General features: G+C 62.4%; 19 protein-coding genes. 10 read left to right on the top strand and 9 right to left on the bottom strand.

All coding sequences use genetic code 11. The features are described 5' to 3' along the window. Positions 1–3 precede the first annotated feature (3 nt). From NPS58_RS19395 to NPS58_RS19405, 3 genes are all read right to left on the bottom strand, one after another. Complete coding sequence (locus NPS58_RS19395; RefSeq protein ID WP_274116916.1) at positions 4–1,086, bottom strand: 5-(carboxyamino)imidazole ribonucleotide synthase; 1,083 nt, start codon at positions 1,084–1,086, stop codon at positions 4–6. A gap of 10 nt (positions 1,087–1,096) precedes the next feature. Beyond that, positions 1,097–1,588 carry a 5-(carboxyamino)imidazole ribonucleotide mutase gene (purE, locus tag NPS58_RS19400; RefSeq protein ID WP_028942499.1) on the bottom strand — a complete coding sequence of 164 codons (492 nt, stop codon included), beginning with the start codon at positions 1,586–1,588 and terminating at the stop codon, positions 1,097–1,099. Positions 1,589–1,791: 203 nt separating this feature from the next. Then, positions 1,792–2,700 (bottom strand): LysR substrate-binding domain-containing protein, encoded by a 909-nt coding sequence (locus NPS58_RS19405; protein ID WP_274116917.1) that lies wholly within the window; start codon positions 2,698–2,700, stop codon positions 1,792–1,794. A 178-nt stretch (positions 2,701–2,878) separates the two neighbouring features. Here NPS58_RS19405 and aspA point away from each other — a divergent pair, with 178 nt between their 5' ends. From aspA to NPS58_RS19430, 5 genes are all read left to right on the top strand, one after another. Beyond that, entirely contained in the window at positions 2,879–4,303 is a 1,425-nt protein-coding gene (gene aspA, locus NPS58_RS19410) for an aspartate ammonia-lyase (RefSeq protein WP_274116918.1), read from the top strand. 201 nt (positions 4,304–4,504) lie between these two features. Then, positions 4,505–5,485: an asparaginase gene (locus NPS58_RS19415; protein ID WP_274116919.1), complete on the top strand. Its 981-nt coding sequence runs from the start codon at positions 4,505–4,507 to the stop codon at positions 5,483–5,485. A gap of 66 nt (positions 5,486–5,551) precedes the next feature. Then, positions 5,552–6,544 carry an AraC family transcriptional regulator gene (locus NPS58_RS19420; RefSeq protein ID WP_274116920.1) on the top strand — a complete coding sequence of 331 codons (993 nt, stop codon included), beginning with the start codon at positions 5,552–5,554 and terminating at the stop codon, positions 6,542–6,544. Positions 6,545–6,664: 120 nt separating this feature from the next. Further along, positions 6,665–7,705 (top strand): histone deacetylase family protein, encoded by a 1,041-nt coding sequence (locus NPS58_RS19425; RefSeq protein ID WP_274116921.1) that lies wholly within the window; start codon positions 6,665–6,667, stop codon positions 7,703–7,705. 2 nt (positions 7,706–7,707) lie between these two features. After that, entirely contained in the window at positions 7,708–8,808 is a 1,101-nt protein-coding gene (locus tag NPS58_RS19430; RefSeq protein WP_274116922.1) for a polyamine ABC transporter substrate-binding protein, read from the top strand. 3 nt (positions 8,809–8,811) lie between these two features. Here NPS58_RS19430 and NPS58_RS19435 read toward each other — a convergent pair whose 3' ends face one another. Further along, positions 8,812–10,341: a PLP-dependent aminotransferase family protein gene (locus NPS58_RS19435; RefSeq protein ID WP_274116923.1), complete on the bottom strand. Its 1,530-nt coding sequence runs from the start codon at positions 10,339–10,341 to the stop codon at positions 8,812–8,814. Between the two features lie 90 nt (positions 10,342–10,431). Between NPS58_RS19435 and NPS58_RS19440 the strand changes: the two genes are divergently transcribed. The 3 genes from NPS58_RS19440 to NPS58_RS19450 are packed head-to-tail and all read left to right on the top strand — an operon-like array spanning position 10,432 to position 12,207. Beyond that, the gene (locus NPS58_RS19440) at positions 10,432–11,061 is read left to right on the top strand and encodes an FMN-binding negative transcriptional regulator (protein WP_274116925.1); all 630 of its coding nucleotides are present in this window, start codon (positions 10,432–10,434) and stop codon (positions 11,059–11,061) included. Between the two features lie 11 nt (positions 11,062–11,072). Beyond that, positions 11,073–11,519, top strand: coding sequence for a GNAT family N-acetyltransferase (locus NPS58_RS19445; RefSeq protein ID WP_274116926.1), 447 nt, complete (start codon positions 11,073–11,075; stop codon positions 11,517–11,519). 16 nt (positions 11,520–11,535) lie between these two features. Then, positions 11,536–12,207, top strand: a complete 672-nt coding sequence (locus NPS58_RS19450) for a GNAT family N-acetyltransferase (protein WP_274116927.1) — start codon at positions 11,536–11,538, stop codon at positions 12,205–12,207. A 113-nt stretch (positions 12,208–12,320) separates the two neighbouring features. Here the strand turns inward: NPS58_RS19450 and oadA are convergent, their stop codons facing one another. After that, complete coding sequence (gene oadA, locus NPS58_RS19455; protein ID WP_274116928.1) at positions 12,321–14,129, bottom strand: sodium-extruding oxaloacetate decarboxylase subunit alpha; 1,809 nt, start codon at positions 14,127–14,129, stop codon at positions 12,321–12,323. An 11-nt stretch (positions 14,130–14,140) separates the two neighbouring features. Then, positions 14,141–15,556: an acetyl-CoA carboxylase biotin carboxylase subunit gene (locus NPS58_RS19460; protein ID WP_028942511.1), complete on the bottom strand. Its 1,416-nt coding sequence runs from the start codon at positions 15,554–15,556 to the stop codon at positions 14,141–14,143. Between the two features lie 204 nt (positions 15,557–15,760). Between NPS58_RS19460 and NPS58_RS19465 the strand changes: the two genes are divergently transcribed. Further along, positions 15,761–16,708: a LysR family transcriptional regulator gene (locus NPS58_RS19465; protein ID WP_167332095.1), complete on the top strand. Its 948-nt coding sequence runs from the start codon at positions 15,761–15,763 to the stop codon at positions 16,706–16,708. Here the strand turns inward: NPS58_RS19465 and NPS58_RS19470 are convergent. Both NPS58_RS19470 and hexR read right to left on the bottom strand, forming a co-directional pair. Next, positions 16,650–16,868: a PA3496 family putative envelope integrity protein gene (locus NPS58_RS19470; protein WP_274116929.1), complete on the bottom strand. Its 219-nt coding sequence runs from the start codon at positions 16,866–16,868 to the stop codon at positions 16,650–16,652. The genes NPS58_RS19465 and NPS58_RS19470 overlap by 59 nt on opposite strands. A gap of 158 nt (positions 16,869–17,026) precedes the next feature. Further along, positions 17,027–17,893: a transcriptional regulator HexR gene (gene hexR, locus NPS58_RS19475; protein ID WP_274116930.1), complete on the bottom strand. Its 867-nt coding sequence runs from the start codon at positions 17,891–17,893 to the stop codon at positions 17,027–17,029. Between the two features lie 104 nt (positions 17,894–17,997). Between hexR and zwf the strand changes: the two genes are divergently transcribed. Next, positions 17,998–19,440 carry a glucose-6-phosphate dehydrogenase gene (zwf, locus tag NPS58_RS19480; protein WP_274116931.1) on the top strand — a complete coding sequence of 481 codons (1,443 nt, stop codon included), beginning with the start codon at positions 17,998–18,000 and terminating at the stop codon, positions 19,438–19,440. On the opposite strand, the gene NPS58_RS19485 is transcribed toward zwf, so the two are convergent. After that, positions 19,437–22,307 (bottom strand): GGDEF and EAL domain-containing protein, encoded by a 2,871-nt coding sequence (locus NPS58_RS19485; protein WP_274116932.1) that lies wholly within the window; start codon positions 22,305–22,307, stop codon positions 19,437–19,439. The genes zwf and NPS58_RS19485 overlap by 4 nt on opposite strands. Position 22,308: the final 1 nt, after the last annotated feature.

Here is a 22,308-nt window from a genome sequence, read left to right on the forward strand (position 1 = left end):
CCTTCAGGCCTGGATAAGGGCCTCGACCTGCTGGATCTTCTGCTCCAGGGTCGCCATGTCGTCGCAACGCAGGGTGGCGTGACCGACCTTGCGCCCGACCTTGAAGGCCTTGCCGTAGTGGTGCAGGTGGCATTCGTCGATGGCCACTACCTTGTCTACCGCCGGTATTTCACCGATGAAGTTGAGCATGGCGCTTTCGCCGACCTTGGCTGTCGAGCCCAGCGGCAGGCCGGCAACGGCACGCAGGTGGTTTTCGAACTGGCTGCACTCGGCGCCTTCGATGGTCCAGTGACCGGAGTTGTGCACCCGCGGGGCGATTTCGTTGGCCTTCAGGCCGCCGTCGACTTCGAAGAACTCGAATGCCAGCACACCGACGTAGTCCAGCTGCTTGAGCACGCGGCCCGCGTAGTCTTGCGCCAGGCCCTGGAGCAAGTGATCTTCACTGGCTACCGACAGACGAAGGATGCCGTTCTCATGGGTGTTGTGCACCAGCGGGTAGAAGCGGGTCTCGCCATCACGTGCACGCACCGCAATCAGCGATACTTCGCCGGTGAACGGCACGAAGCCTTCCAGCAGGCAAGGCACACTACCCAGTTCGGCGAACGTACCCACTACATCTTCGGCAGAGCGCAGCACTTTCTGGCCTTTTCCGTCATAACCCAGGGTACGGGTCTTGAGGACGGCAGGCAGGCCGATGCTGGCAACGGCGGCGTCCAGGTCGGCTTGCGACTGGATATCGGCGAACGCCGGGGTCGGAATGCCCAGGTCCTTGAACATGCTCTTTTCGAACCAGCGATCACGGGCGATGCGCAGGGAGTCGGCACTCGGGTAGACCGGCACGAACTGGGACAGGAAGGCGACGGTTTCAGCCGGCACGCTTTCGAACTCGAAGGTGACCAGGTCGACTTCGTCGGCCAGCTGGCGCAGGTGGTCCTGGTCGCCGTAATCGGCACGCAAGTGCTCGCCCAATGGCGCAGCGCAGGCATCCGGCGCGGGGTCCAGGAAGGCGAAGTTCATACCCAGCGGCGTTCCTGCCAGGGCCAACATGCGACCCAGCTGGCCGCCACCGATTACACCGATTTTCATGGGTTTGACCTCAAGCCTGGCGCGGATCTGGATTGTCCAGAACGTTGTCTGTCTGCTCAGCGCGGAACTGCTTCAGCACGCTGTGGAACTGCGGGTGCTTGGCGCCCAGGATGCTCGCCGAGAGCAGCGCGGCGTTGATCGCGCCCGCCTTGCCGATGGCCAGGGTGGCAACCGGAATACCGGCCGGCATCTGCACGATCGACAGCAGCGAATCGACGCCGGAGAGCATCGACGACTGGACGGGCACGCCGAGCACCGGCAGGTGGGTCTTGGCGGCGCACATGCCAGGCAGGTGGGCAGCGCCACCGGCACCGGCGATGATCACCTCGATGCCACGGCCTTCGGCCTCTTCGGCATACTGGAACAGCAGGTCCGGGGTACGGTGGGCGGAGACCACCTTGACCTCGTAGGGAATGCCGAGTTTTTCCAGCATATCGGCGGTGTGGCTAAGGGTGGACCAATCGGACTTGGAGCCCATGATCACGCCAACCAGTGCACTCATCGTCGAGCCTCTTCTCTTGGGCGCCCGCAGGCGCGTCAAAAAACAACAAGCCACGCGGGGACGACCGGCGTGGCTTGTTATGCGAATTAGGGTCGGGAAAAACCGACCGAAGGCCGCGCAGTATAACGTAAGCCAGTGCGTTTAAGGCACCCCGGCGACCAACTGTCGGGCCTTATTTTTCGGGGCTTTGGCTGACTTTAGAGTCAACCTGCGGCTGCCGGCCCACCCTCCAGCTTGCGCCAGAGCAAACGTACGTTGGCCTTGCGCACCAGCGCACAGCGATACAGGCGGATTTCCAGCGGTACGTGCCACTGCGGGCCGCCACAGATCACCAGCTCGCCGCGCTCAAGCTCGGCGCGTGCCGAAAGCCGCGGCACCCAGGCAATGCCCAGGCCCTCCAGGGCCATACTCTTGAGGCTGTCGGCCATGGCCGTCTCGTACACCGTGGTAAAGCGCAGGGCGCGCTGGCGCAGCAACAGGTTGACCGACCGGCCGAGAAAGGCTCCGGCGCTGTAGGCCAGCAGCGGCACGCTGCCCTCGCCTTCAAGGTCGAACAGCGGCTTGCCGTCGGCATCCGCCGCGCACACCGGGAGCATCTCGGTATGCCCCATGTGCAGCGACGGGAAGATTTCCGAGTCCATCTGCAGGGCCGCATCCGGGTCGTAGAAGGCCAGCATCAGGTCGCACCCGCCTTCGCGCAAGGCATGCACCGCATCACCGACGTTGGTAGCCACCAACCGGGTCGCGATGTTCAGGCCATCGTTGCGCAACTGGGCAATCCAGCGCGGGAAAAACCCCAGCGCCAGGGAGTGCGCCGCCGCGACCTGGATCACTTCGCCCTGCCCGCCTTCCAGGTGGTGCAGATGGCGCAGCACTTCACCCAGTTGATCGACCACCGTGCGGGCCGTAACCAGGAACAGCTGACCGGCCGCCGTCAGCTCGATCGGGGTACGCGAGCGGTTGACCAGGGTCAGCCCCAGCGCCGCCTCAAGGCTGCGGATGCGCCGGCTGAAGGCCGGCTGGGTCACAAAGCGGCGTTCGGCGGCCTGGGAGAAACTGCGCGTCGCCGCCAGGGCGCTGAAGTCTTCCAGCCATTTGCTTTCGAGGTTCATCTGTCTCTCCAGGCGCGCACCAAAATGGCACACGCTCGAATGTCGGTTGGCGTCACATTAACCATTATGCCGTTTGTGCATAGGTTAGCGTGCAACAGCATTGGCCGCAAAATCGCCGCAGGCCTAGGATTGGCGCCATTCCGGCATGTGCCGGGCCAAATTCGAGATGATATTTATCATGTCCGCTGCTGCATCGTTCCGCGTCGAAAAAGACCTGCTTGGCACCCTTGAAGTCCCAGCTGATGCCTACTACGGCATCCAGACCCTGCGCGCTGCCAACAACTTCCACCTCTCCGGTGTTCCGCTGTCGCACTACCCTAAATTGGTGGTGGCCCTGGCAATGGTCAAACAGGCTGCTGCCGACGCCAACCGAGAGCTGGGTCACCTGAGCGATGCCAAGCACGCTGCCATCAGCGAGGCATGTGCCCGCCTGATCCGCGGCGACTACCACGAGCAGTTCGTGGTCGACATGATCCAGGGCGGTGCTGGTACTTCTACCAACATGAACGCCAACGAAGTCATCGCCAACATCGCGCTGGAGGCCATGGGCCACCAGAAAGGCGAGTACCAGTACCTGCACCCGAACAACGACGTGAACATGGCGCAGTCGACCAACGACGCCTACCCGACCGCGATCCGCCTGGGTCTGCTGCTCGGTCACGACGCCCTGCTGGCCAGCCTCGACAGCCTGATCCAGGCCTTCGCCGCCAAAGGCCAGGAATTCGACCACGTACTGAAGATGGGCCGTACCCAGCTGCAGGACGCCGTGCCGATGACCCTGGGCCAGGAATTCCGTGCCTTCGCCACCACCATGACCGAAGACCTCAACCGTCTGCGTTCCCTGGCGCCTGAGCTGCTGACCGAAATCAACCTGGGTGGTACCGCCATCGGTACCGGCATCAACGCCGACCCTGGCTACCAGTTGCTGGCCGTCCAGCGCCTGGCGACCATCAGCGGCCAGCCGCTGGTACCGGCTGCCGACCTGATCGAAGCCACCTCCGACATGGGCGCCTTCGTACTGTTCTCCGGCATGCTCAAGCGCACCGCGGTCAAGCTGTCGAAGATCTGCAACGACCTGCGCCTGCTGTCCAGCGGCCCACGTACCGGCATCAACGAAATCAACCTGCCAGCGCGCCAGCCCGGCAGCTCGATCATGCCAGGCAAGGTCAACCCGGTTATCCCGGAAGCCGTCAACCAGGTGGCCTTCGCCATCATGGGCAACGACCTGGCCCTGACTGTCGCGGCCGAAGGCGGCCAGCTGCAACTGAACGTGATGGAGCCGCTGATCGCCTACAAGATCTTCGACTCGATCCGCCTGCTGCAACGCGCCATGGACATGCTGCGCGAGCACTGCATCGTCGGCATCACCGCCAACGAACAGCGCTGCCGTGAACTGGTCGAACACTCGATCGGCCTGGTCACCGCCCTCAACCCGTACATCGGCTACGAAAACGCCACCCGTATCGCTCGCATTGCGCTGGAAAGCGGCCGCGGCGTACTGGAACTGGTACGTGAAGAAGGCCTGCTGGACGAAGCGATGCTCAACGACATCCTGCGTCCGGAAAACATGATTGCTCCGCGCCTGGTTCCGCTCAAAGGCTGACCGACGCTGTAACACCGCTCACCAGGTCGAGGGACTAGACACCTCTCACCTTTTGAGGGCCCAGGGATCATTCCCCCGGGCCCTTTTTTTTGCCTGCACGATAGCGGCGGGCTTGCCCCACGATGCGATGCAGTAGTTAGATCGCCATTGCGGGGTACGCCCGCGCCTACCCGTACGATGGCCATCCACGGAGACCGCCCCATGGCAACCGCAACCCCCGCTCGCAACATCATGGTGCTGTACACCGGCGGCACCATTGGCATGCAGGCCAGCGCCAACGGCCTGGCTCCGGCCTCGGGCTTCGAGCAGCGGATGCGCGAACGCCTGGTCGGCGTGGCCGATATCCCTGACTGGCAATTTCGCGAGCTGCTGCCGCTGATCGACAGCGCCAACATGACCCCCGAGTACTGGCAGCGCCTGCGCGAAGCGGTGATCGACGCCACTCGGAACCAGGGCTGCGATGGCGTATTGATCCTACATGGCACCGACACCCTGGCCTACAGTGCCGCCGCCCTGCGCTATCAATTGCTGGGCTTGTCGGCACCTGTGCTGTTCACCGGTTCGATGCTGCCGGCCGGTGTTGCCGACAGCGATGCCTGGGAGAACCTGATCGGCGCGTTGCACGCGCTGGGCCGGGGCCAGGCATCCGGCGTGCAGCTGTACTTTCACGGCGAGCTGCTCGACCCACTACGCACGGCCAAGGTGCGCAGCTTCGGTCGCCACCCTTTCGTAACCCTCAAACGCTCTGCCGGTGCCGCAAAGGCCACGCAACTGCCTGGTGCACTCGACTATCGCCAACCCAGGCAGCCGGCCACCGTGGTCGTGCTGCCGCTGGTGCCAGGCTTCGGCGCCCCGCTGCTGCAAGCGGCGCTCGACAGCGGTGCGCAAGGGCTGATCCTGGAGTGCTTCGGCAGCGGTACCGGCCCCGCCGACAACCCGGCGTTTCTCGCCGCACTTGGCCAGGCACAAGCCAAAGGCGTCGTGGTGATGGCGATCACGCAATGCCACGAGGGCGGTGTCGAGCTGGATGTTTATGAGGCGGGGAGCCGCCTTCGCCAGGTCGGCGTGCTGTCCGGAGGCGGCATGACCCGCGAGGCAGCCTTTGGCAAGTTGCAGTGGTTGCTGGGTGCCGGCTTGCCGGTGCACGAGGTGCGGCGGCTGGTCGAACTGGATCTGCCATGACGCAATAAGCCTGGCAAGGCACACATATTGCTCGGTAACCTGCAGCCCTTCAGCAGGAAGCCGAGCATGCTCCACTCACACCTCACCACCCTCAATGCCGTCTCACTGGTTCTGCAGGCCTTTGAGGGCGATGACTCAAACGCCCAGGCCCTGCTCGAAGGCAGCGGTATCAGCCTGGCCGACCTGGGCCGCGCCGATTCGCGCATTACCACCCGCCAGGAGCTGCAGGTGTGCGCCAACGCTGTGGCCCGGCGCCGTGAAGTGGGGCTGGAACTGGGACGGCGCATGCATGTGTCCTGCTACGGCATGCTCGGTTACGCCCTGCTCTCCAGTGCCACCTTAGGTGACGCTTTGCACCTGGCCATGCAGTACCCGGCGCTACTGGGAACACTTTTCCAGTTGCGCCTGGTCGATGACGGCCAGCGGATCTGGTTCAGCGCCAGCGGCTATGGCGAAGACCCGCAGTTGGCCGCCTTCAACGCCGAGTTTTGCCTGACCTCCCTGAAAGTCATCTGCGACGACCTGCTCGGGCAGACACTGCCGCTGCTGGATGCACGCTTTGCCCATGCCGCGCCCGACTACCACCGGCTGTACACTCAAACCTTCGATTGCCCCCTGCAGTTTGCAGCCGACGACAACGCCTTCGCCTTCGAGCGGCGCTGGCTGAGTACGCCCCTGCCCCTGGCGGATCAGGTCACCCACCGGGCCATGAGCGAGCGCTGCCGCCGGCAGAACCTTGAGTTCACCGGACGCCAGGCCTGGCTCGGACGGATCCGCCAGTTGCTGCTCGATCAGCTGGGTACCGCACCGGGCCTGGAAGGCTTGGCGCGCCAGATGAACTGCTCTTCGCGCACCTTGCGCCGACACTTGCAGGAAATGGGCAGCAGCTACCAGCAATTGCTCGACGAGTTGCGTTTCGAGCGAGCCAAGCAACTGCTGGCCGATGACCTGTTGCCGATCTATCGCATCGCCGAGGAGCTGGGCTTCAGCGAAACCGCCAGTTTCCGCCATGCCTTCCTGCGCTGGAGCGGCGTAGCCCCCAGTCATTTCCGTCCCTGACGGTTCAATCTGGTCAAGCAGGCTGGCCATATCGATCCCCTTTTGGCCGTTTATGCCGTTCTACCCCGGGTCGCGCCCATCAACAATGGATCACACGCCAGTGACTTCGGAGAACAACAAATGCTGACGATCTATTCAGATGACCACCGCTTGCACCACGGCCGCTGCGAGTTGATCGACGGGAAACTGATGCCCTGCTTCGAAATGCCTTCGCGCGCCGACCATGTACTCGAACAGGTCAGGAACCGCGAGCTGGGGCCCGTCAGGGGCCCTGCCGACTATGGCCGCGCACCGCTGCTGCGTGTCCACAGTGCCGACTACCTGAACTTCTTCGAAGGTGCATGGCTGCGCTGGGTGCAGCTGGGTCACGAGGGCGACCTGCTGCCCTTCACCTGGCCTGCGCGCACGTTGCGCAGCATCAAGCCCAGTGGCCTGCACGGCGAGCTCGGCTACTACAGCTTCGACGCCGGTGCGCCGATTACCGCCGGTACCTGGAAGGCTGCCTACAGTGCAGCCCAGGTCGCACTGACAGCCCAGGCTGCCATCCAGGGCGGCGCCCACAGCGCATTTGCCTTGTGCCGTCCACCGGGACACCACGCCGCCAGCGACGTGATGGGCGGCTACTGCTACCTGAACAACGCCGCTATCGCCGCCCAGGCCTTCCTCGACCAGGGCCGGCAAAAAGTGGCGATCCTCGATGTGGACTACCATCACGGCAACGGCACCCAGGAAATCTTCTACCAGCGCAACGACGTGTTCTTCGCCTCGATTCATGGCGACCCGCAAGCCGAGTTTCCGTTTTTCCTGGGCTATGCCGATGAACAAGGCGAAGGTGAAGGCGAAGGCTTCAATATCAACTACCCACTGCCGGCCGGCAGTGACTGGCCGACCTGGAGCAATGCCCTGGATCAGGCCTGCGAACGTATCGCTGCCTATGCGCCGGATGTGCTGGTGATTTCGCTGGGGGTCGATACCTTCAAGGACGATCCAATCTCCCAGTTCAAGCTGGATAGCCCCGACTACCTGCAGATGGGCGAACGCATTGCGCGCCTCGGCAAACCGACCCTGTTCGTCATGGAAGGCGGCTATGCGGTGGAGGAAATCGGCATCAACGCGGTGAACGTCCTTGAAGGTTTCGAACGCGCCCAACAGGAAGCTTAACGATGACCCGACTCAAGCACCTGATCGCTCCACTGCTGTGTAGCACCCTGCTCGCCGGCAGCCTCCAGGCTGCCGAGCAACGTACCCTGCGGGTCTACAATTGGTTCGACTACATCACCCCGCAAACCCTGGTGGACTTCCAGAAAGACGCCCAGGTCAAGTTGATCTACGACATCTTCGACACCAACGAAGCGCTCGAAGCCAAGCTGCTGACCGGTAATTCCGGCTATGACGTGGTGGTGCCCTCCAACGTGTTCCTGGCCAAGCAGATCGAAGCCGGGGTGTTCCAGCCGCTGGACCGCGGCAAACTGCCGAATTGGCACCACCTGGACCCCAAGCTGATGAAGCTGATCGAGGCCAACGACCCCGGCAACAAGTTCGCCGTGCCCTACATGTATGGCACCGTGCTGATCGGCTTCAACCCTGACAAGGTCAAGGCAGCGCTGGGTGACAGCGCACCGGTGGACAGCTGGGACCTGATCTTCAAGGAAGAGAACATTGCCAAACTCAAGCAGTGCGGCGTCGCCCTGCTCGACTCGCCCTCGGAGATCCTGCCCCTGGCCCTCCAGTACCTGGGCCTCCCACCCAACAGCGACAAACCGGCTGACTACAAGCAGGCCGAGGCGCTGATGATGAAGATCCGCCCGCACATCACCTACTTCCACTCCTCCAAGTACATGGCCGACATCGCCAACGGCGACATCTGCGTGGCCGTGGGCTACTCGGGCAGCTTCTCCCAGGCGGCCAACCGCGCCCTCGAGGCGAAGAACGGTGTGGTGGTCGACATGCGCCTGCCCAAGGAAGGTGCGCCGATCTGGTTCGACATGCTGGCGATCCCCAGAGGCGCTGCCAACCCGGAAGATGCCTACACCTTCATCAACTACCTGCTGCAGCCCGACGTAATCGCACCGATCAGCGACTTCGTCGGCTACCCCAACCCGAACAAGGACGCCACCGGGCAGGTCGCCCCGGCAATTCGCAACAACCCCAACCTGTACCCGACCGAAGACGCCATGGCCAAGCTGTATACCTTGCAGCCGCTGGCCCGTGACGCCGAACGCGCCCGCACCCGGGCCTGGACCAAGATCAAGGCCGGGACCTGACCGTCACCCACGCCAGGCACGCCGCAAGCGTGCCAGGGCGTCGGCAATGAGGGCTTCGCCCACGGCGGCGAAGCCCAGCACCAACCCGGCGCGGTTATCCACAGAGGTAGTGGAGTCGGGCAACCAGTAGTCGCTCAGGGCGTTGAGCTCGACGCCTACGGCCTCGGCGCGAGCGATCAGTTCCTGCTCACGGGCATAGCTGTCCACATCGACCTTCACATGCAGCCCGGCCGCCACCTCCGGCATCGGCCCCAGGCCTGGCACATCCACAGGCCAGCCGGCCTGCAAGACGTTGCGCCGACTCAGGGCCGCTCGCCGCACTCGGCGAATGTGGCGCTGAAAATGCCCCTTGGCCATGAACTGGGCCATGACCGCCTGGGTGCCGACTTCCGAATGCCGCACCGCCAGCGCCCGACAACGGGAAAACGCCTGCACCAGCTGTTGCGGCAATACCAGGTAACCCAGGCGCAGCGCTGGAAAGGCAATCTTGCCGAAAGTACCGATGTACAGCACCCGCCCGCTGCGATCCAACGCTGCCAGCGGCGCCAGCGGTGCCCCGCTGTAGCGGTACTCGCCATCGTAGTCGTCCTCGATGATCCAACCGTCCTTGCGCTGCGCCCACGCCAGCAACTCGAGACGCCGGGCCAGGCTCATGGTGACGCCCGTGGGGTACTGGTGCGACGGCGTGACATAACTCAAGCGACAGTTCGCCAGGGCGTCGAGCGCCGCGCAATCCAGGCCCTCGTTATCCACCGCCACCCCGTGCACTTGGGCACCGGTTAGGGCGAAGGCATTTCCGGCAGCGCGGTAGCCCGGGTTTTCCACAGCCACGCTCTCTCCGGGCTCCAACAGCAGCTGTGCACAAAGGCTTATTGCCTGCTGCGCACCACTGGTGATCACAATTTGTTCAGCCGTGCAGTAAAGCCCGCGCGATCGACGCAAATAGGTCGCAATCAGCTCACGAAGCTGCGATTCGCCGGCCGGATCGCCGTAACCCAGGGCAGCGGGATCCGGGTTGCGCCAAAAACCCGCCTGCAGCTTGGCCCAGACATCGAAAGGGAAGAGATCGAGCGCCGGTAAACCGACGCGAAAAGCACGTGGCGGCCCGCTTTTCGGGGCGGGTAGATGATGGTTTTCCAGGCGCGCCAAAGGCCCGGTGTGGATAACTTTACTGGACAAAACCTCAGTATTTTCCGTCGATTTTGTGGATAACCCTGTGGGTAAACCCAGGGATAACCCTGTGGATACTTTTGTGGATAGTTTCGGTAGCTGGCTTACGTAAGTGCCATCGCCGACCCTGCTCTCGATGAAGCCTTCGGCATAGAGTTGGTCATAGGCACGCACCACACTGTTGCGCGACAGGGCCAGGGCCGTAGCCATGTCACGGGTGGCAGGCAGCCGTGTTCCACTGCTCAAACGCCCATCCAGCACCCGCATGCGCAGCGCCTGGTAGAGCTGTCGGCTCAACCCCTGGCGACGATCGAGCACGATCCCGGTGGGGTCGAACGGCAGGGTGAAGGGGCGCTCGCTCATGACAATGGACCTATCAAATTAGCCATTAATGGCTCTTACCATAGACCAATAGCCTGCCTAGGATTGAGCCATTCGCCAAGGACAATCCTCATGTTCACACCTTCGAGCTACAAGGAAACCGACCTCGACCAGTTGCACCATCTGATCGAGCAGACTCGCCTGGCTGTCCTGGTGACCCAGGACGAACAGGGACTACAGGCCAGCCACCTGCCCTTGCTGCTAGACCGCAGCCAGGGCAGCAACGGCACACTCTACGGCCACTTCGCCCGGGCCAACCGCCAGTGGCAAGCCCTGGAAAACGGCGCCGAGGCCCTGGTGGTGTTCGCCGGGCCAGATGCCTATGTCAGCGCCGGCTACTATCCAAGCAAGGCCCAGGACCCGCGCACCGTACCTACCTGGAACTATGTGGCCGTACACGCCTGGGGCAAGGCTCAGGTCTTTCATGACGCCGATCACCTGCTGGACATCGTCCGGCGCCTGAGCGACCACCACGAACAACGGCAAGCCAAGCCCTGGTCGGTGGATGAAGCGCCTGCCGACTACATGGCCGGAATGCTAAAGGCCATCGTCGGCTTCGCCCTGCCCATAAATCGTTTGCAAGGCACCCGCAAGCTCAGCCAGAACCGCACGACCATCGACATCGAAGGTGTGCGTACAAGCCTTGGCAACAGCCCCGACCCCCTGGACAACCTATTGGCCGCCCAGATGCGCCCACTCTGAAGGAAACCGCCATGCCGACCGTAACCATCCGCCCAGTCACCGCCGACGATCGCAGCGTCTGGCTACCCTTGTGGCAGGCGTATCAACGCTTCTACGAAACCCGCATTGCCGATGAAGTGACGAACGTCGCCTGGCAGCGCATGCTCGATACCAGCGAACCCACCCATGCAGCGCTGGCCTGGGTCGACGGCAAGGCAGTGGGCATGGTCCACTGGATCTATCATCGTTCCAACTGGAGCATCGAAAACTCCTGCTACCTGCAGGACTTGTACGTCAACAGCGAACAACGCGGCCTGGGTATCGGCCGTCAACTGATCGAGTATGTCTACGACACAGCGCGCGATGCAGGGTGCGCCAAGGTCCATTGGTTGACCCACGAAACCAATGCCACCGCAATCAGCCTGTACGAGCAGGTTGCCGAACGCCCAGGCTTCATCCAGTTTCGCAAACCGCTGTAATCCCAGGAGCCGCCCAATGAGTGAAACCCTGAACTGGCACCCGGCCAAGCGTCCGCACCCCACCCCGTTGGTCGGGCGCTTCATCCGCCTGGAAAAGCTCGATCCCCGGCGCGACAGCGAAGACCTCTGGGAAGTGTTCCAGGGTCCCAGCGCCGATCCCAGGCTCTGGGACTACCTGGCCTACGGCCCTTTCACCGAACGCGAAGACTTCGACCACTGGCTCGACAGCAACGCAGCCAGCAGCGATCCCTTGTTCTACAGCGTCATCGACCTGGCCAGCGGCCAGACCCAGGGCATCCTCAGCTTGATGTCCATCGTCCCTGACCAGGGCCGCATCGAAATCGGCCACATCGCCTTCGGCGCCGCCATGCAACGCACCCCCAAGGGCACCGAAGCGGTCTATCTGCTGGGTAAACTGGGGTTCGAACTGGGCAACCGTCGCCTGGAATGGAAGTGCAACGATGCCAATGCCCGCTCCAAACGAGCGGCGCTGCGGTTCGGCTTCACATTTGAGGGCGTATTTCGCAAGCACATGGTAATCAAGGACCGAAATCGGGATACGGCCTGGTTTTCGATCACCGATGAGGAATGGCCTGCGATCGCGGCGGGGTTCGAGCGATGGTTGAGTGCCGACAATCAGCGGCCGGAAGGTCAGGCACGAACGCTGGAAGCTTGTCGCCAGGACTGAATGAAGGCTACGCCCGGATCGGTGGGAGCCAAGCCCCCCCCCCGGAAATCTTCAGAAAAAAAGGGGAGCAATCGCTCCCCAGAGGTTAACCGCTTGTCAATCGGGGCCTGTAATCAGCCCTCGATCTCGATCAGGATTTCGCCCGGGTTGACCCGGTCGCCCTTGGCCACGTGGATAGCGGTGACCTTGCCGGCAATGGCTGCCTGAACTTCGGTCTCCATCTTCATGGCTTCGGTGATCAGTACCGGCTGGCCGGCCTTGACCATGTCACCTTCCTTGACCAGCACATCGACGATATTGCCGGGCATGGTAGTGCTGACGTGGCCCGGTGCGCTGGCCTGCTTGCGCTTGCTGCTGCCACCGCCGACGAACTCGTTGAGCGGCTCGAACACCACTTCTTCCGGCATGCCGTCGATGGACAGGTAGAAGTGGCGCTTGCCTTCGGCCTTGACGCCCACACCGGTGATGTCGACGCGGTAGGTTTCGCCGTGAACGTCGATGACGAACTCGGTCGGTACACCTTCGCCACCGGCCGAGGCCACAGCGCCGGCTTCTGGAATCGGCAGCAGCGCTTCAGGGGTCAGGGTGCCGGCTTCACGCTCTTCGAGGAACTTGCGCCCGATGTCCGGGAACATGGCGAAGGTCAGCACGTCTTCTTCAGACTTGGCCAGGCTGCCGATGTCGGCGCGCAGCTTGGTCATTTCCGGTTTGAGCAGGTCGGCTGGGCGTACGTCGATGACTTCTTCGCTACCGATGGCCTGGCGACGCAGTTGCTCATCGACCACACCTGGGGCCTTGCCGTAGCCACCTTGCAGGTACAGCTTCACCTCGTTGGTGATGGTCTTGTAGCGCTCGCCGGCCAGCACGTTGAAGAAGGCCTGGGTGCCGACGATCTGCGAGGTCGGGGTAACCAGCGGCGGGAAGCCGAGGTCTTCGCGAACCCGTGGAATCTCGGCCAGCACTTCGTTCATGCGGTTGAGTGCGCCTTGTTCCTTGAGCTGGTTGGCCAGGTTGGAAATCATCCCGCCCGGTACCTGGTTCACTTGCACACGGGTATCGACGGCAGTGAACTCGCTCTCGAACTGGTGGTACTTCTTGCGTACGGCATAGAAGTACAGGCCGATTTCCTGCAGCAGCTCCAGGTCCAGGCCCGTGTCGAATTCACTGCCCTTGAGAGCGGCTACCATCGACTCGGTACCCGGGTGGCTGGTGCCCCAGGCAAAGCTGGAGATGGCGGTGTCGATGTGGTCGGCACCGTTCTCGATCGCCTTGAGCTGGCACATGGCGGCCAGGCCAGCGGTGTCATGCGAGTGGACGAATACGGGCAGCGACTGCTCGGCCTTGAGTGCCTTGACCAGCTCGCCGGTGGCGTACGGGGTCAGCAGGCCGGCCATGTCCTTGATCGCGACTGAGTCGCAACCCATGGCTTCCATCTGCTTGGCCTGGGCCACGAACGCGTCGATGGTGTGCACAGGGCTGGTGGTGTAGGCGATGGTGCCCTGGGCATGTTTGCCGGCGGCCTTGACCGCTTCGATGGCCACGCGCAGGTTACGCACGTCGTTCATGGCATCGAAGATACGGAACACGTCGATGCCGTTGACGGCGGCCTTGGCAACGAAGGCCTTGACCACGTCATCGCTGTAATGGCGATAGCCGAGCAGGTTCTGGCCGCGCAGCAGCATCTGCAGGCGGGTGTTGGGCAACGCGGCGCGCAGCTTGCGCAGGCGCTCCCACGGGTCTTCCTTGAGGAAGCGCACGCATGCGTCAAAGGTTGCGCCGCCCCAGACTTCCAGCGACCAGTAGCCGACTTTGTCGAGCTTGTCGCAGATCGGCAGCATGTCTTCGGTACGCATGCGGGTAGCCAGCAGGGACTGATGGGCGTCGCGCAGGATTGTGTCGGTTACAAAAATTTTCTTGGACATTATCGGGTTCCTCACAGGCCTGCGTGGGCGGCGATGGCGGCAGCGATGGCCAGGGCCAGCTCTTCGGGTTTGCGCTTGATCGAGTAGTTGGTCAGTTCGGGATGGCTTTCAACGAAGCTGGTATTGAACTGGCCGCTGCGGAATTCCGGATTGCGCAGGATTTCCTGGTAATAAGCGGCGGTGGTCTTGACCCCTTGTACGCGCATGTCGTCCAGGGCGCGCAGGCCACGGTCCATGGCTTCTTCCCAGGTCAGCGCCCAGACCACCAGTTTCAGGCACATGGAGTCGTAGAACGGTGGAATGGTGTAGCCGGTATAGATCGCCGTGTCGGTACGCACGCCCGGACCGCCGGGTGCGTAGTAACGGGTGATCTTGCCGAAGCTGGGCAGGAAGTTGTTCTTCGGATCTTCTGCATTGATCCGGAACTGCAAGGCGAAACCGCGGTGCTGGATGTCTTCCTGCTTGACCGACAGTGGCAGGCCCGAAGCGATGCGGATCTGCTCGCGAACGATGTCGATACCGGTGATTTCTTCGGTGATGGTGTGTTCCACCTGCACCCGGGTGTTCATCTCCATGAAGTACACCTCGCCATCGGCGAGCAGGAACTCCACGGTGCCGGCGTTCTCGTACCCCACGGCCTTGGCGGCGCGTACCGACAGGTCGCCAATGTAGGCGCGCTGTTCAGGGGTCAATTGCGGGCTTGGGGCGATTTCGATGAGCTTCTGGTTACGACGCTGGATCGAGCAATCGCGCTCGAACAGGTGCACCACATTGCCGAAGCTGTCGCCGAGAATCTGCGCCTCGATGTGCTTGGGGTTGACGATGCACTTTTCCAGGAAGACTTCTGCAGAACCAAAGGCCTTGGTCGCTTCGGAAATCACCCGCGGGAAAGCTTGTTCCAGCTCTTCACGGCTGTTGCAGCGACGAATGCCGCGACCGCCACCACCGGAGGTGGCCTTGAGCATCACCGGATAACCGATGCGATCGCCTTCCTCGAGTGCTTCATGAATGTCGGCAACGTTACCTTCAGTGCCGGGCGTCACGGGGACACCGGCCTTGATCATGCTGCGACGGGCTTCGGTCTTGTCACCCATGCGGCGAATGACTTCGGCCGCAGGACCGATGAACTTAATGCCACGTTCGGCGCAGATGTCTGCAAGCTCAGCGTTCTCAGACAAGAAGCCATAACCGGGGTGCAAGGCATCGCAACCGGTTTCCACTGCCAGGTTCACCAGCTTGCGCGGGTTCAGGTAGCCGGCCAGGGGCTCGGCTCCAATGCTGTGGGCCTCGTCGGCACGCTTGACGTGCAAGGCATGGCGGTCGGCGTCGGAGAAGATCGCCACGGAACGGATGCCCATCTCGGCGCAGGCACGCACGATTCGAACAGCAATTTCACCGCGGTTGGCGATCAGGATCTTTTTTATCACTGGAATAATTCCCAAGGCCGCTAGAACAAACGAGCCGGCAATACCGGTCGGCGCGTGACCAATCGTCGCTGGCCAGTCGCATCTTTACCCTAGCGCTGTCTCGGAATAAACAAAAATCAATATTTATTAGGGCGAACATTAGCAAAAGCTTATAGTGCTGTTACAAGGTTTTGCCGGGACACGGATAAAATGCGTAAGTCATTGATGCGTATGACATTGCGTCAATTGCAGATCTTCAATGAGGTCTGTGATTTGCGTTCCTATAGCAGGGCCGCGGAAGAGATGAACCTGACGCAACCCGCCGTTAGTCTACAGATCCGCCAGCTCGAAGAACTGGTGGGCCAGCCGCTGTTCGAGTACGTCGGCAAGAAGCTCTACCTGACCGAGGCCGCTGAAGCACTGCAACGGGCCAGCCGGGATATCTTCGGGCGCCTGGAGAGCCTGGACATGCAGCTCTCCGACATGCAGGGCTCGCTGCAGGGGCATTTGAAGCTTGCTGTGGAATCCAGCGCCAAGTACTTCGTGCCGCACCTGTTCGCCGCCTTCAAGCGCTTGCACCCGGAAGTCAACCTGACCCTTACCGTGGTCAATCGCGCCCAGGCGATTCGCAGGCTATCCGACAACCGCGACGACCTGATCATCATGTCGATGGTACCCCAGGATATGGGCCTGGAGTTCCTGCCCTTCCTCAACAATCCGATTGTCGCCGTGGCGCCGCCCGAGCATCCGCTGTGCAAGCTCGAGAAGCTGCGCCTGCAGGATCTTGAGCCCCACACCCTGCTGGTGCGTGAGCAAGGTTCCGGGACCCGCAAGGCCTGCGAGGAATACTTCAAGGACAAGCGCGTGCACTTCACCCAGACCCTTGAAGTCGCCTCGGCCGATGCCCAGCGCGAATGTGTGATTGCAGGCCTGGGCATTGCCCTACTGACCCGCCATGCGCTCAACCTGGAACTGGCTACCGGCGTGCTGCGCGAGTTGCCGGTGGAGGAGCTGCCGCTGTACCGCAGTTGGTGCGTAGTGCAGGCCAAGGCCAAGCGGCAGTCACCGGTGGCCTTGGCCTTTCTTGCGTTCATCCGCAGCGAACGAACGCAAATCAGCGGGCTTGTTGAGCGTTTTTCGGGGAACTTGCCGCCGATACCTGCCACACATTGATGGCCTGCAATTCGGGAAAATCGGCTATTTCCTGTAGAAGGCGACGCTGCTCGGAGTAACTTTCGATCGCGCGGCGAAACTCCATGCGGCGCTGGTCTTTCTCCTGCTGCTTACGGGATTTGGCGTTGGGTTGATACGAGCCATCGAGTTCACGAGCCATTGCATATCTCCCTGATCGAGTGCGGGAGTTCAGCGTGGCCCTGGCGGGTTACAAGGTAATTACAGGTGGGTGAATCTATGTAGGAGCGGGCTTACCCCGCGATCGAGGCCGGCATGATGGGCCTTATCGCGGGGCAAGCCCGCTTTTACAGAGGGGATTCAGTCGTCCATTGCCTTCACGGACTTGGGTGACAGGCGCAGGCTGCGCAAGCTGCGCTTGACGCTCTTGAGGTGGTTGACCAGGCTTGGGCCACGGGCCATGGCAACGCCCATGGCCAGCACATCGATCACCACCAGATGGGCAATACGCGAGGTCAGTGGGGTGTAGATCTCGGTATCTTCGTGCACATCGATAGCCAGGTTGACCGTCGACAGCTCGGCCAGCGGCGTCTGGCTCGGGCACAGGGTTATCAGCGTGGCACCGCTTTCACGCACCAGGTTGGCGGTGATCAGCAAATCCTTGGAGCGACCCGACTGGGAGATGCAGATGGCCACATCACCTGGCTTGAGGGTCACGGCCGACATGGCCTGCATGTGCGGGTCGGAATACGCCGCCGCGGTAAGCAGCAGGCGGAAGAACTTGTGCTGGGCATCCGCAGCCACCGCACCCGAGGCACCAAAGCCGTAGAACTCGACCCGCTGGGCATTGGCCATGGCCGTCACAGCACGCTGCAAGGCTTGGGGGTCGAGGTGCTCGCGCACCTCCATCAAGGTATGCAGGGTGGTGTCGAAAATCTTCAGGCTGTAGTCGGCAACCGAGTCGTCTTCATGAATGGCGAACTGGCCAAAACTGGCACCGGCCGCCAGGCTCTGGGCCAGCTTGAGCTTGAGGTCCTGGAAGCCGGAGCAACCGATGGCACGGCAAAAGCGCACGATGGTCGGTTCGCTGATACCAACGCTGTGGGCAAGATCGGCCATGGAGCTATGCATGACGGCTGCGGGATCCAGCAGCACGTGATCGGCAACCTTCAGTTCCGATTTGCGTAACAGATGGCGCGACTGGGCGATGTGTTGCAACAGATTCAAGGGCAGGACTCGGTTATGATCGACTGACCGGGTTGTAGCTTTCTTGTAGTTATACTACATGACCGGCGACCCGCCCAGCTAAACGAACTAGGAGAGTGGTGGTATTGACTATCCCTTGCGACATATTGGTATTCGGCGGCACCGGTGACCTGGCCCTGCACAAACTGCTCCCGGCGCTCTATCACCTGTATCGCGAGGGGCGCCTGCACAATGCCGTACGCATCATTGCGCTGGCCCGGCGCACACTGCCACGCAATGAATTTATCAAGCTCACCGAACGTCGCTGCCGGGCCCAGATCGCCCCCAACGACTTCGACGAGGATGTCTGGGCTCGTTTTTGTGCTCGCCTGGACTACTTCTCCATGGACGCGTCGCAAAGCGCCGACTTCGGTCGCCTGGCGCGCTTTCTCGGCGAGCCGGGTGGCCTGACCCGTATCTACTACCTGGCCACCGCACCGAACCTGTTCGTGCCCATCGCCAACCACCTGAAAGTGGCGGGCCTGGCCGACAGCGAAGCACGCATCGTGCTGGAAAAACCCATCGGGCACTCGCTGGAGTCAGCCACGGCGATCAACCAGGCGATTGGCGAGGTGTTCGACGAATCCCAGGTGTTTCGCATCGACCACTACCTGGGCAAGGAAACCGTACAGAACCTCATGGCCCTGCGCTTTGCCAACGCCCTGCTGGAGCCTGTGTGGCGCAACAACCAGGTCGACCATGTGCAGATCAGCGTCTGCGAAACCCTGGGGGTGGAAAACCGCGGGGCCTACTACGACCGCGCCGGCGCCACGCGCGACATGCTGCAGAACCACCTGCTGCAACTGCTCTGCCTGGTGGCGATGGAGCCGCCAGCGCAGTTCGAAGCCGAAGCGGTACGCGATGAAAAGGTGAAGATCCTCAAGGCTCTCAAGCCCATCTGCGGCCAGGATGTGCAAGACAAGACCGTGCGCGGCCAGTACAGCACCGGCAAGATCGGCGGGCAGGAAGTGCCCGCCTACTACTTCGAGAAAGATGTCGACAACGACAGCGATACCGAGACCTTCGTCGCCGTAGAAGCCCATATCGACAACTGGCGCTGGGCCGGCGTGCCGTTCTACCTGCGCACTGGCAAGCGCCTGGCCAAGCGCTCTTCGCAGATCGTCATCCAGTTCAAGCCGGTGCCTCACCGCCTGTTCGAGGGCGATCAGGCCAACCAATTACTGATCCAGCTGCAGCCGGACGAACGCATCAGCCTGCAGATGATGACCAAGAGCCCTGGCAAGGGCATGCGCCTGGAACCGGTAGAACTGAATCTCAACCTCGCCCAGGTGTTCGGCCAGACCCGTCGCTGGGAGGCTTACGAGCGGCTGCTGCTGGATGTGCTCGACGGCGATTCGACGCTGTTCATGCGCCGAGACGAAGTCGAGGCCGCCTGGGCCTGGATCGACCCGATCCTCACCGGCTGGCAGGAGCACTTCCAGGCCCCACGCCCCTACCCCGCGGGATCCAACGGCCCGGACCAGGCCCACAGCCTGTTGGCGCACCAGGGGCGCGCCTGGCACCTCTAGAAACGGTAAGGGCTGGCCAACAGGCCAGCCAGTTCCGCCGCCGGCACAGGCCGGCTGATCAGGTAGCCCTGTACTTCGTTGCAGCCCTGCTGGCGCAGGAACTCCAGTTGCTCGCGGGTTTCGACCCCTTCGGCGACCACCTTCAGGTCCAGGCTCTGGGCCATGACAATGATCGCCCGGGTAATGGCGGCGTCTTCGCTGCCCTCACTCAGGCCACGAATAAAAGCCTGGTCGATCTTCACGTAATCCACCGGAAAGCGCTTGAGATAGCTCAGTGACGAGTAGCCGGTGCCGAAATCATCGATGGCGAGCTTTACCCCAAGCTCATGCAACTGACCGAAGGTCGCGATGATATGCTCGACACTGTCGAGCAACTGGCTTTCGGTCAGCTCCAGCTCCAGCAAGTGAGGCGCCAGCCCACTTTCGTCCAGCACTTGGCGCACCAGGCTGACCAGCTTGCCCTGGCGCAGTTGATAGACCGACAGATTGACCGATACACGGATCGGCTCCAGCCCCTGGCGCTGCCACTCGCACGCCTGCCAACACGCCTGGCGCAGCACGAACTCGCCCATCGGCGCGATCAACCCGGTCTCTTCGGCAAGCCCGATGAAATCGCTCGGCGGCACCATGCCCCATTGTGGATGGTGCCAACGCACCAAAGCTTCGGCGGCGAGCAGGCGCCCGGTGGCCAGGCACAGTTTCGGCTGGTAGTAGACCTGCAGCTGACGCTCTTCGATGGCCTTGCGCAGGTGGTTTTCCAGCTGCAGCCGCTGCAGCGTGCTGGCCTGCAGGCTTTCGGTGTAGAACTGGAAATTGTCGCCCCCCAGGTGCTTGGCATGTTGCATGGCCATGTTGGCCTGGCTGACCAGCGCCGTCACATCACGGCTGGAATCGGACTGCAGGCTGATGCCTACCGAAGCGCTGATCACCAGTTCATGGCCGTCGGCCCGCAACGGCACGCGCAGCTTTTCCAGCAGCCGGGTCGCAACCCTGACCAGGCTCGACAGGTTGGAGTAGCCATCGAACAGCACACAGAACTCATCCCCGGACAACCGCGCCACGGTATCGGCCTCGGGCATGGCATTGCCGATCCGCCGGGCCATTTGCTTGAGCAAGTGATCGGCCATCTCATGGCCCAGGCTGTCGTTGAGCAGCTTGAACCGGTCAAGGTCGATATGCAGCAAGGCCAGGCCCCGTCCGCTCAAGCGCACGCGCTGTGCGGCCTCGTGCAGGCGCAGGCGAAACAGCGCGCGGTTGGCCAATCCGGTCAGTTCGTCGTAGTGGGCCAGGTAGCGCAAGCGCTCTTCGGACTCACGCCGGGCCGACAGGTCGGTAAAGAAGCCGACGATGCTGCTCAGGTTGCCCCGTGCATCGCGCACGCCATTGAGTTGCAGCCACTGTGGATACAGCTCGCCACTCTTGCGCGCCTCGACCAGTTCGCCCTGCCAACTGCCCTGTTGTTCCAGGGCCTGCTCGATCGCCTGATGATGACGCCAGGCATCGCGGCTGCAGGGCAACTCCAACAACTTGCCCCCCAGCAGTTCCTCACGCATGTAGCCTGTAACCTGGCAGAACGCCTGGTTGACCGCCAGAAGGTTGTAGTCGGGGTCGAGAATCACAATGCCTTCGCTGGCGGCTTCAAACACCGTGGCCGCCAGCCGCTGCTGTTCTTGCTGGGCCTTGCGCTCGCTGATGTCCCGGCGCGTACCGAGCATACGCAGCACCCGACCATTGGCACCGCGCTCCACGGCGCGGCCGCGATCCTCGATCCAGCACCAGTGCCCCTGGCTGTGGCGCACCCGGTACTCGATGCGGTAGCCCTCGGTGCGCCCCTTCAGGTGCTCGACCAAGGTGCGCTTGAGCAACGGCACATCGTCTGGATGAAGGCGTGGCCTGAGGTGCGTGCGCATTTCCCGAACCGCTTGTGGGTCAATGCCGAACAGCTCATGCAACTGGGTGTGGTGGATCTCGTCGGTTTCAAGGTTCCAGTCCCACAGCCCCAGCTCACTGGCTTCCAGCGCCAGCGCCAGGCGCTGCTTGCTCTTGGCCAGGGCGTGGTTGGCCTGGTCCAGTTCCTGGCTGCGCTGGGCCACTCGCGACTCCAGCCCGGCCTGGGCCTCGCGCAGTTGCTCCTCGACCAGCCGCCGTTGCTCCACTTCCCCCACCAACGCCTGGTTGAGTCGCTCGCTGCGCGTCTGGGCGGCTTGCAGGTGCTCGATCAAAGCCTGGTTCTGGAAGCGCCGCAACAAGCCGTCCTCGATCAGACGGTTGACCTGCCAGGCCACCACCAGCAAGGCGCCCAATAAAATCAACCCGAGCCAACCCCACCCATGCTGGTGTTCATCACCATTCCAGAACAGGAAGGCAATGGGCGGTAGCAGGCAAGGCAAGGTGAAACTGAGAAAGGCCGGCAAACTGACGGCATAAGCAATGCTCGCAGACAGCGTCGCCGCTCCCAACAAGCCGAACACCCAGGCCTGCTGCACAAAGTTGTCCACAGGCACCAAGGCAATGGCGGCGCTGGCCAGGGTCAGGCCACTGAAGGCCGAACCCAGCAGAAACATTCGCCACCAACTCGGCTGGGCCTGGCGATCGGGCATGGCCGAATCGAACGCCGCCACCTGGATCACCCTCAGGGCCACCAGGGCCATCAGCCACACCACCCAGACGCTGACCAGCAGGTAGCGCGCCGGGCTCCAGAGCAACCAGGCACAGACCAGACCATTGAGCAGCATGAACAGGGTGGGCAGCAACGAGCCTTGGTAGAGCAGCCGGGTGCGCTCTACCGCCAGTGGTGTAGCGAAGTGTTTGCGGATACTCCCACGTGTCTGCAAAGGCACGCCGACGGAGTCGGAACCGGATGTCATA

The organism is Pseudomonas putida (assembly GCF_028682455.1).
GTDB classification, from domain to species: domain Bacteria; phylum Pseudomonadota; class Gammaproteobacteria; order Pseudomonadales; family Pseudomonadaceae; genus Aquipseudomonas; species Aquipseudomonas putida_AA.

What these genes read in the sequence shown, in the direction of transcription:
- NPS58_RS19395 (WP_274116916.1), bottom strand. Translation starts at nt 1,086, where the DNA reads ATGAAAATCGGTGTAATCGGTGGCGGCCAGCTGGGTCGCATGTTGGCC.
- purE (WP_028942499.1), bottom strand. Translation starts at nt 1,588, where the DNA reads ATGAGTGCACTGGTTGGCGTGATCATGGGCTCCAAGTCCGATTGGTCC.
- NPS58_RS19405 (WP_274116917.1), bottom strand. Translation starts at nt 2,700, where the DNA reads ATGAACCTCGAAAGCAAATGGCTGGAAGACTTCAGCGCCCTGGCGGCG.
- aspA (WP_274116918.1), top strand. Translation starts at nt 2,879, where the DNA reads ATGTCCGCTGCTGCATCGTTCCGCGTCGAAAAAGACCTGCTTGGCACC.
- NPS58_RS19415 (WP_274116919.1), top strand. Translation starts at nt 4,505, where the DNA reads ATGGCAACCGCAACCCCCGCTCGCAACATCATGGTGCTGTACACCGGC.
- NPS58_RS19420 (WP_274116920.1), top strand. Translation starts at nt 5,552, where the DNA reads ATGCTCCACTCACACCTCACCACCCTCAATGCCGTCTCACTGGTTCTG.
- NPS58_RS19425 (WP_274116921.1), top strand. Translation starts at nt 6,665, where the DNA reads ATGCTGACGATCTATTCAGATGACCACCGCTTGCACCACGGCCGCTGC.
- NPS58_RS19430 (WP_274116922.1), top strand. Translation starts at nt 7,708, where the DNA reads ATGACCCGACTCAAGCACCTGATCGCTCCACTGCTGTGTAGCACCCTG.
- NPS58_RS19435 (WP_274116923.1), bottom strand. Translation starts at nt 10,341, where the DNA reads ATGAGCGAGCGCCCCTTCACCCTGCCGTTCGACCCCACCGGGATCGTG.
- NPS58_RS19440 (WP_274116925.1), top strand. Translation starts at nt 10,432, where the DNA reads ATGTTCACACCTTCGAGCTACAAGGAAACCGACCTCGACCAGTTGCAC.
- NPS58_RS19445 (WP_274116926.1), top strand. Translation starts at nt 11,073, where the DNA reads ATGCCGACCGTAACCATCCGCCCAGTCACCGCCGACGATCGCAGCGTC.
- NPS58_RS19450 (WP_274116927.1), top strand. Translation starts at nt 11,536, where the DNA reads ATGAGTGAAACCCTGAACTGGCACCCGGCCAAGCGTCCGCACCCCACC.
- oadA (WP_274116928.1), bottom strand. Translation starts at nt 14,129, where the DNA reads ATGTCCAAGAAAATTTTTGTAACCGACACAATCCTGCGCGACGCCCAT.
- NPS58_RS19465 (WP_167332095.1), top strand. Translation starts at nt 15,761, where the DNA reads ATGCGTATGACATTGCGTCAATTGCAGATCTTCAATGAGGTCTGTGAT.
- NPS58_RS19470 (WP_274116929.1), bottom strand. Translation starts at nt 16,868, where the DNA reads ATGGCTCGTGAACTCGATGGCTCGTATCAACCCAACGCCAAATCCCGT.
- NPS58_RS19485 (WP_274116932.1), bottom strand. Translation starts at nt 22,307, where the DNA reads ATGACATCCGGTTCCGACTCCGTCGGCGTGCCTTTGCAGACACGTGGG.